Source organism: Acinetobacter sp. UBA3025 (assembly GCF_002367915.1).
Classification (GTDB): domain Bacteria; phylum Pseudomonadota; class Gammaproteobacteria; order Pseudomonadales; family Moraxellaceae; genus Acinetobacter.
Genome location: NZ_DFDO01000102.1, coordinates 1 through 9,500, shown reverse-complemented (window position 1 = coordinate 9,500; position 9,500 = coordinate 1). Strand labels below are relative to the sequence as shown.

At 42.5% G+C, this 9,500-nt stretch carries 10 protein-coding genes; 2 read left to right on the top strand and 8 right to left on the bottom strand.

The genetic code is table 11. The features are described 5' to 3' along the window. Positions 1-159 precede the first annotated feature (159 nt). From B4J23_RS04320 to B4J23_RS04300, 5 genes are all read right to left on the bottom strand, one after another. Positions 160-594 (bottom strand): 2-amino-4-hydroxy-6-hydroxymethyldihydropteridine diphosphokinase, encoded by a 435-nt coding sequence (locus tag B4J23_RS04320; RefSeq protein WP_125279517.1) that lies wholly within the window; start codon positions 592-594, stop codon positions 160-162. Then, a complete protein-coding gene (gene folB / locus B4J23_RS04315; RefSeq protein WP_004783828.1) occupies positions 551-931 on the bottom strand; it encodes a dihydroneopterin aldolase in 381 nt (126 codons plus the stop codon). Before folB ends, B4J23_RS04320 begins: the two co-directional genes overlap by 44 nt. Positions 932-1,063: 132 nt before the next feature. After that, positions 1,064-2,362 carry an ABC1 kinase family protein gene (locus tag B4J23_RS04310; RefSeq protein ID WP_291358851.1) on the bottom strand — a complete coding sequence of 433 codons (1,299 nt, stop codon included), beginning with the start codon at positions 2,360-2,362 and terminating at the stop codon, positions 1,064-1,066. A gap of 58 nt (positions 2,363-2,420) precedes the next feature. Then, entirely contained in the window at positions 2,421-3,191 is a 771-nt protein-coding gene (locus B4J23_RS04305) for a HesA/MoeB/ThiF family protein (protein WP_291358855.1), read from the bottom strand. A 39-nt stretch (positions 3,192-3,230) separates the two neighbouring features. Further along, a complete protein-coding gene (locus B4J23_RS04300; protein ID WP_166134932.1) occupies positions 3,231-3,419 on the bottom strand; it encodes a hypothetical protein in 189 nt (62 codons plus the stop codon). 258 nt (positions 3,420-3,677) lie between these two features. Here B4J23_RS04300 and B4J23_RS04295 point away from each other — a divergent pair, with 258 nt between their 5' ends. Then, on the top strand, positions 3,678-4,187 hold the full coding sequence (locus B4J23_RS04295) for a pyridoxamine 5'-phosphate oxidase family protein (RefSeq protein ID WP_004783835.1): 510 nt from the start codon (positions 3,678-3,680) through the stop codon (positions 4,185-4,187). 189 nt (positions 4,188-4,376) lie between these two features. On the opposite strand, the gene B4J23_RS04290 is transcribed toward B4J23_RS04295, so the two are convergent. From B4J23_RS04290 to B4J23_RS04280, 3 genes are all read right to left on the bottom strand, one after another. After that, the gene (locus B4J23_RS04290) at positions 4,377-6,023 is read right to left on the bottom strand and encodes an AMP-binding protein (protein ID WP_291358846.1); all 1,647 of its coding nucleotides are present in this window, start codon (positions 6,021-6,023) and stop codon (positions 4,377-4,379) included. Positions 6,024-6,277: 254 nt separating this feature from the next. Then, complete coding sequence (locus B4J23_RS04285; RefSeq protein ID WP_034171628.1) at positions 6,278-7,414, bottom strand: acyl-CoA dehydrogenase family protein; 1,137 nt, start codon at positions 7,412-7,414, stop codon at positions 6,278-6,280. 92 nt (positions 7,415-7,506) lie between these two features. Continuing rightward, positions 7,507-8,277: a 3-hydroxyacyl-CoA dehydrogenase gene (locus B4J23_RS04280; RefSeq protein ID WP_034171627.1), complete on the bottom strand. Its 771-nt coding sequence runs from the start codon at positions 8,275-8,277 to the stop codon at positions 7,507-7,509. A gap of 138 nt (positions 8,278-8,415) precedes the next feature. Here B4J23_RS04280 and B4J23_RS04275 point away from each other — a divergent pair, with 138 nt between their 5' ends. Continuing rightward, a complete protein-coding gene (locus tag B4J23_RS04275) occupies positions 8,416-9,438 on the top strand; it encodes an AraC family transcriptional regulator (RefSeq protein ID WP_125279512.1) in 1,023 nt (340 codons plus the stop codon). The last annotated feature ends 62 nt before the right edge of the window (positions 9,439-9,500 follow it).

Here is a 9,500-nt window from a genome sequence, read left to right as displayed (position 1 = left end):
ACGTATGGAAACAGGTATTATTCTTGGCATTCTATTCGCAATTATTGTGTTGTTAGTTATTTTTTATAAAAAGAAAAAGTAAATAACAGTTTTTTGGCAAATACAGATCCCCTACTTAGATAAAACTGAAAAATTCATTAGATTAATTTCAGATACAGATTAAATTTTGACTTGTGGATATTGAAGACGGCGATCATATCCAAATGCAGGATGAGACCAGATGTCATGCATCGGGATTTTTACGTCTAGTGCAAGCGGTAATTTTTTGGGATTAAATTCCATCTGGCTTAAATCATTTCCCCATGCAATCAGGTCGACATCCAGGCTGATCTGATGCGATGGTCGAACCCGCCCTGAATCCGTTTCCATTTGCTTTAATAAATCTGTCATATCTTGAACAGAAACTTCACTGTATAGGAGGCAGGCCGCATTCCAGTAATCTGCTCCGATACTATCCCGACATGGAATGAGGTAAATTGGAGAAAACCGGACTTCCCCCAACTCACTGATCCGTTGCTGGGCAGCCTGAAAATGTTGCTGTGGATGACAATTACTCGCCAGTGCTAGGGCGAATATCGTTGCGGTGGCGTTCAAGACGTATCCCTACAGAATTGGCTTGCGCGATAATGGCAGGCTTACGGATCGTAATCATAATCGATTCTACACTTTCAAAGGTAGCAAAAAGCGCGTCTAGCACCAGTTTTGCTGCATGTTCGATCAATTTTGGCTGAGCTTCCTGAATCACCCGCGCTGAAATCTCGCAGATTTCGGCATAATTCAAAGTATCTTCCAGTTCATCTGACTGTGCCGCTTGTTCTAAGTTGGTACGAATGTTTAGATCCAGCATTAAAGGCTGAATGATTTGACGCTCCCAATTAAAGCAGCCGACTACTGTATCGACCTTTAAGCCTTCAATAATAATTGCGTCCATTTTAAAACTCGGAATTTAATATTTACCAATAATCTCCCTAAATCCCTCTTTAATACAGAGGGACTTTCATCACTTCTATTTATTTTGTAATGAAAGCCTCCCTTTCTTAAAGGGAGGACGGGAGGGATTAAATTAGTGCTTTAACAGCAAATTTGGGTCCATAGTCTGAACCATCTGCAAACGCTGATCTGCATAGATATCTGTATACGGCGCCAGAATTCTCATGAAACGGTCGAAATACAGCATTTGCTTGAACAATAAAGCAAAGTCACGTGGGAAACGGATGCCATGACGTTCACCGACTGCTACCATATCCATCATGATATCGTTGAGATCTGCAGGGCTTGAAGTTAATAGATCCTGAGGATCAGCTAACATCACACCACTAAATAAACGTTCAAGATCAGCCGCAAGCACTTTGGTATCAATCTCAACTGCAGTCATACCCATTTTCAGCATATTCTCTGCCATCAGGGTATAATTGGTATGCTGCAAGGCATCCATAAAGGCCATACACGCTGTCCAGACTTCTGGTTTAAGCTGGCCGACAATACCAAAATCAATAAAGCCCACACGACCATCTTCAAGCAGCATCAGATTACCCGCGTGTAAATCAGCATGGAAACTGTTACACATCATTAGGCTGCCAAACCAGGTGTTCATTGCAGTGATGAGAACCTGTGACGGGTCTTTAGCGACCTTTTTCACCACTTCAAAATCAGTCAGTGGCACGCCATATAAACGTTGCATGGTCAGCACACGACGCGTTGAATATTGATGATAAACTTTAGGAGCAATTGCTGCTTTATTATTGGTGATATTCAGATAATTGACGAAATCATCCAGATTTTGTGCTTCTTCAATAAAGTCGACTTCACGCACCATACGGGTTTTGATTTCTTCGACAATATCTGCCAATGAGGCAAATTTCACTTTCGGCACTGCTTTTTCCAGCAATTTGGTCGCCCAATGCAATACATTTAAGTCGGTATATAGAATTGTTTCCACACCCGGCTTTTGTACTTTAATGACCACATCTTCACCAGAAACCAGCTTGGCCGCATGTACCTGTGCAATGGAAGCAGAAGCCAGTGGTGTTTCCTCAATTGAGGCAAAGATTTCATCCAGATTGCGACCAGAAAACTCTGATGCCAGTACTTCCTGGATATAGCTGAATGGCAAGGTCGGTGTTTGATCCAGACAGCCCTGAAACTCTTCCACATATTCACGCGGAAACAGCGATGGCGTACTGGCAATAAACTGACCGAGTTTGATATAGGTTGAGCCTAAAGACTCAAACGTTTCACGCATGAGTTTGGCATTACTTGGCTTTTCAGTAGCATATTTAATGCCGGCCTTCGCCGCAACTACCGCGGTTTCACCCATACGTGCAACCGAACGTATTCCATCTAACCAGATATTTTTTTTCATAATGTCTTAGGAAAAATTAATTACATGCAGTGTAGCAAAAAAATTAAATTTTGCAGGCCTATCTTGCCTGACAGACCGGGCAATCTGTATCTTTTTCGAAACTTAAAATGCGCTGTTTAAAACTCAGACCATCCCAAAGTAGAAGTTTCTGTCTAAGTGGCATTTTACCCAAGCCTAAATAAAGCAAAGCATGATGAGCTTGTAAACTTGCCATCACGTTTGGCGTGGTTGCCAATACGCCTGAATCCGCACAACGCAAACTGGTATCAGCCTGATGTTCAGGTGGAAACAGGCAGGCATAGCAAGCCGAATCCCCTTCGATCATGAACAGTTGTCCTTGCAAGCCAATCGCAGAAGCACTGATTAAAGGTACATTCAGTTTTACACAGCTCTGATTGACCAGATAACGTGTCTCGAACTGGTCACATCCATCCATTATCAGATCCTGATGTTCGATGATACCTTCTGCATTTTCAGTCGTTAAAGCTTGATTGATATATTCAACCTGAACATTCGGATTAATCTGAGCCAGTCTTTTCGCGAGTATTTCTGCCTTATAAAAGCCTAAATCATTTGGCGTAAATGCCAGTTGTCGTTGCAGATTACTCATCTCGATGGTATCAGGATCAATCAGAGTAATTTTGCCTACACCCGCTCGTGCCAGAAGTTCTGCCAAGGCACAACCAATCCCGCCACACCCCACGATACAGATATTAGAAAATTTCAGCTTTTCCTGTGCTTCAATATCCCAACCATCCAGAAGAATCTGGCGACTATATAAGTGCAATTCAGCATCGGTGAGTTCAAACTCTGGGGATATGGCATCCATAGTCGATATAGACAACGTCGTTCCTTGTTTCGAAGATTTTTAAGAAGCATGTGCCACAAAAAGTGCATTTACCGAAATTTCAATATGCGGATAAATCTCGAGCAAATTAACTTCTCTGCGCATAAACAGCAAATCAATAAATGGCTTGGCAATACTAGCGCCAAATAGCATATCAGTTAAATGCTCCGTATCAAGCTGATAGTGTCCTAATAAATATGTAATAGTCATATTATGAATGCACTTAACTTGATCTATATGCCACTTAATTTATTCACGTATTACATCTTCCTGGAACCTCGTTCTTCTATTCTTTTATCACCCTGTAACTGAATTTCGATTGTTTAGCACTTCTGTAGCGGCTGCCTGCAATTCGGTAGGAAAATGTATCAGTTCAGTGAGACCCTCTGTATCCATTCCCAAATATGATTAAGCTGCTTAAGGAATAGCAATTATCCTCGCTTTCAATAAATAGTATGGAGCATATAAATGAACGAACAAAATCAGCATAATAATCGTGAAAAATTATGGGAACTAATCAAAGATGTGCGTTACACCATGATCAGCCATGTGACCGAAAGTCAGGAAATTCATTCTCAGCCGATGACCATGCTCAATTCTGAGCAAATGAATGAGGATCAGAATTTGTATTTCATCATGCGTGATACTAATGATCTGGTTAAAGCTGCCAATACTGGTCGTACTCAGATTGGCCTGTCTTTCGCTAAACCTTCTGATGGTATTTATGTATCAATCAGCGCAAATGCACAGATCAGTACTGACCGTATTTTGATTGAAAAATTATGGAATCCATGGGCAGAAAACTGGTTTGAAGGTAAAGATGATCCTAGCGTGCGTGTACTGATTGCTGAAGCTGAAAGTGCAGAATACTGGAATGTCACCGATAACAAAGTAACGCAGCTATTTAAGGCATTAAAAGGTGGTGTGACTGGCGAAGCTGGGGAACCAGATGCTGAGCACAAAAAAGTTGATCTATAAGTAAATAAGAATTCCACCTTCAATTTAGCCTCTTATTAAGAGGCTAAATTTTTGATTTATTTTATTTAAAAGATGAATAGTATTACATTGTAATGACAATTATTTTCTCTGATAAATTCGAACATAAACAAATTAATCGTATAAAAAAGGCCGCAATTGCGACCTTTTCAATATATTTAAATGAATATATTAACTGACCTGTTTAATGCCTTGAATCTTAGCAATTTCCTGTTGTTTAAGCAGATTACGCTGAATTTTACCGCTAGATGTTTTAGGTAAATCACTTACAAACTCAATCTCTTTCGGATAGGCATGTTTAGATAAACGGGAACGCACATAGTTTTGCAATTTCAGCATCAGTTCTTCACTAGCGGCATATTGTGCTTTAAGCACTACAAAGGCTTTCACAATTTCGGTACGTTCCGGATCTGGCTTTCCAACCACAGCGGACTCCAACACCTCTTCACACTCCAGCAAGGTACTCTCTACATCAAAAGGTCCAACTCGATAACCCGAAGTCGTAATGACATCATCCGCACGACCAATGAAATCTATTCCACCATGCTCATTCAGTTTTACGGTATCACCCGTTAAATAGTACTGTCCCACAAAGGCTTTACGATTATTGCCGCCATAGCCTTCGAACCACATCAAAGGTGAGGCTGAGCAGTCCATAGCCAAGGTCCCAATGCCGCCTTTTTCGACTTCCTCATACTCTTTATTTAAAACCGCAAAACGATGTCCTGGAATGGCAAAGCCAGCAGAACCGATTTTCTTGTGATGCTCCAGTGCATGATGATTGGCAATCACCATTCCCAGTTCCGTCTGTCCATACTGGTCGTAGATATTCACGTCCATTTCATGATTAAACCACTGAATGACTTCAGGCGTTAATGGCTCACCTGCACTACTGACCACACGTAAACACGAGCTAATCTCAGCATCAAATTTCTCCTTAAAGCCAAAGAACATCCGGAATGCAGTTGGAGAACCAGTCAGGTTATTCACCCGATATTTTTTAATGACTTCAACAGCATTATCTACACTAAAGGCACGTTCATCCAGAATAATGCTATGCCCCAAACTTAATGGACCTGCAATTCCATAATACAGACCATAAGCCCAACCCGGATCTGCCAGATTCCAGAAAGTATCTTCGTCGCGTAAATCTACGGCGTGCAGCATATAGCCTTTAAATGCCAGTAAAGCTTTAAGCGGAACAGGCACTGATTTTGCCAGTCCCGTTGTACCTGAAGTAAACATCATCAGGAAAATGTCACTAAAACGACCTTGAACCGGCTCAAATTCAGTTGGGCATTTCTTGAGTTCTGTCCAGAAATCTGCATCCTGACTGGTACTTTCAGGCGTTTGATGTACGGTTAAAATATCTGGAATATCGAGATTATCTAGTTTTGCACGCTGTTCCTGATTGGTAATAATCAGTCGGGTATGTGCGGTATTAATACGATGCTCGATTGCCTTGCTTTCAAAAGCGGTAAATAAAGGCTGATAAATCGCACCAATACGCCAGGTAGCTAGAATGGTAATTAATAATTCTGGAGTTCGTGGGAGCAAACCAGCGATACAGTCACCTGCTTGTAAACCCAGTGAGGTCATATAATGAGCCAATTGTCCTGAAGCCTCAGCTAATTGTTCAAAAGTCCAATATTGGGTCTTGCCATTTTTACCTTCCCAGATTAACGCAATCCGGTTTTGTCCCAGAAAACGTCCACAGCATTCTGTATAGGCATTGAGTGCATTTGGCGTTCCTGCCAGATGTTGTTGAACCATAGTGTCAAAATCAAATTCACGATACGCTTGTTCTAGTGTCTTCATCACGACAACCTCTATTCCGTTTATAAACAGACTTTATGTCTGTGTCCGTTGTATTTGTTGTTCTGTCTACCGCCTGCGAATCCCATTGCAATGCCGGTTTTATATAACATGCCCTATTGCTAGGACATGTTAGATGTCACTCTGCTGAGTCACTTTTCGCTTTATCAATAATTGACCATGTTTTATAGACCATCACAATTTCCATATCCCTCAAATGAGCTGCAGGATTTGAACAGTCGGCTATTTTATGACTTTTAAACTTTGCTCACTTCCCGGGCAATGACCAGACGCTGAATATCAGACGCACCTTCATAAATCTGGCTCACTCTGACATCACGGTAAATACGTTCAACCGGGAAATCAGAGACATAGCCATAACCGCCATGAATCTGAATCGCATCCGAGCAGACTCGCTCTGCTATAGTCGAAGCAAACAGTTTAGCCATGGACGCTTCTTTTAAGCATGGTAATCCTGCATCTTTAAGCGTTGCTGCATGTAAGACCAGTTGTCTTGCTGCCTCAATCTGGGTAGCCATATCTGCGAGACGGAACGCCACTGCCTGATGCTGTACCAGCTCTACACCAAAGGATTTACGTTCATTGGCATATTCAACGGCAGCATCCAGCGCAGCTCGTGCCATACCTACGGATTGTGCCGCAATCCCGATCCGGCCAGATTCCAGATTAGACAAGGCAATCTTGTAGCCTTCACCTTCTTTTCCGAGCAGGTTCTCAGCCGGAATCCGGCACTGATCAAAAATGATGGTCGCGGTATCGGAACAATGCTGCCCCATTTTTTCTTCCAGATTCGAGACGATATATCCCGGACTATCGGTAGGTACCAAGAAGCATGAGATTCCTTTCTTGCCCGCAGATTTATCTGTCACTGCAAATACCAGTGCAATCTGGGCATGCTTACCGGTAGTAATAAACTGCTTGGTGCCATTTAATACCCATTCATCGCCATCACGTTCTGCCTTACATTCCAGTGCGCTGGCATCGGAACCGGCTTGAGGTTCCGTCAGGCAGAAACACCCCAACCATTCACCGGTCGCCAGTTTGGTCAGGTATTTCTGCTTTTGTTCCTCGGTACCATAACGCTGGGTAATCCCGCAAGGTAATGAATTCTGCACACTGACAATGGTCGAGATGGCTCCATCTCCAGCCGCGATTTCCTCAAGAGCCAGTACCAGCGACACATAGTCCAGACCTGCTCCACCCCATTGTTCAGACACGGTCATACCGAGTGCACCGAGTTCACCGAGTTCTTTCAATTCCTGTGCTGGAAATTGAGCCGTTTTATCCCTTAAACCAGCAGTGGGTTTCAGTTTTTGCTGCGAATAGTTTCGCATCATTTCCTGAATCATTTTCTGTTCGTCATTTAAAAGCACTGCGTATATCCCTTACTTATCTTTTAATTTTCCATATAGAGTGAATAAACCTATCTACTCTGACTTTTGTATTTTGCTTCGTTGGCTCGAACTTATTTTGGAGCCATACGGATGGCGCCATCCAGACGAATCACTTCACCGTTCAGATAGCTATTTTCGAAGATATGACCTACTAACTGGGCAAACTCCTGAGGTTTGGCCAGACGTGGTGGAAATGGAACCATCTGCCCCAGAGCATCCTGTACATTTTGCGGCATGCCTTTCAGCATTGGGGTTTCCATAATGCCGGGGGCAATGGTCATGACACGAATCGCTTCACGTGCCAGCTCACGCGCGAGTGGCAGCGTCATCGCAACGACTGCACCTTTAGACGCAGAATAAGCTGTCTGACCAATCTGACCATCAAAGGCTGCAACTGAAGCCGTATTCACGATTACACCGCGCTCCTCTTCATCGGTTTGCAGCTCATACTTCGCGATTAAAGCCGCTGCAAAACGAAGCATATTGAATGTGCCACTTACATTGATATTCAACACTTTCTGGAACATCGCCAGTTCATGGATTCCATTGCGGCCCAGTACCTTGGCAGAAGGTGCAATACCAGCACAGTTCACCAAGCCATTGAGTTGGCCATACTGATTTTCAACATGATTAAAGAAAGCTTCAACCGCCTGCTCATCCGTTACATCCAATTGTACAAATTCAGCCTGCTCACCCAGTTGCTGTTGTAAGGCATTGCCCTGCTCCTGGTTCATATCCACCAGAATCACTTTTGCACCCTGTTCTACCAGATGAGTCGCTGTGGCTGCACCCAGACCTGATGCACCACCAGTTACCACAATCACTTTTCCCTGAATTTTCATGTTAATGTCCTGTTCCTATTTTTATGACAAGCTACGACTTAATAGGCAGAGTAAACAGAGATTTTATTCTGTACAATTTCCAAATATTGCATCTTCACTGATGGATTTGGACAATAAAGAAGGGATATCTGACTGGCTATGCAATTACCAGCCTTGGAATATAGTAAGGGAACCATCTCGATTGATCTGGTTCATGAAGCACTGCTGAATGCCAAAGCACAGCATTATGATATTGCTGCGATTTTAACTAAGGCTGCCATTCCATTAGAGATTCTTCATTCCGCTAAAGCACGGGTGTCAGTGGCGCAGTATGCCGCGCTATGGACTGCACTTGCCGATAGCATGAATGACGAATTTTTTGGCATGGACAGCCATCCAATGCGCCGTGGCAGTTTCAAACTCTTGTCAAAAATGCTGTTACAGACCGATACGCTGGAAAAAGCTCTGCAGCAAATCCTGCAATTTTTTAATCTGATTCTGGATGATCTGCACAGCACACTGATGGTCGAAGAAAACTTTGCCTATATCGTGATCTATGACCAGAACCAGACCAAGCGCATGTTTAGTTATGCAACCTATCTAATGCTGATTCATACCCTACTATGCTGGTTAAGCGGACAGCGGGTTTTACTTAATCAGATTCAACTGAAATGTGCCGCACCACTCGATGATTTTGATTATAAAGTCCGTTTTTGTGAGCAGATTGAATATCAGGCCAGTGAAAACTATATCCAGTTTGATGCAGCCTATTTGCAGCTCCCAGTAAAACAGGATCAAACCTCCTGGTATCAGTTTATTCAACAGACTCCGCATAACCTACTAGTTCGCTTTAAAAATCCTTATGCGCTAAGTGCACAGATCCGCAAACAGCTTTTAAAAGTACCTCCAGCTGAATGGCTTGAACTGAATGAGCTTGCTTTGAAAATGAATATGTCTGAAGCCACCATGCAACGGCGTCTTAAAAATGAAGGTGTGACTTATCAACAGCTCAAAAATGAAATTCGTCGTGATACAGCCATTGAACTATTAACCCGTACGGATCAAAGTTTGCAGGACATCAGTGATCAGCTTAACTTCCAGGAAGTCAGTGCTTTTCATCGTGCCTTTAAAAAATGGACAGGGGTTAGTCCAGGTGCCTATAGACAAAATATTACTAGATAATTTATATTTAATAAGACTTAAAAATGATTAAAATTTAGCATATAAATTTATATTTATATTTT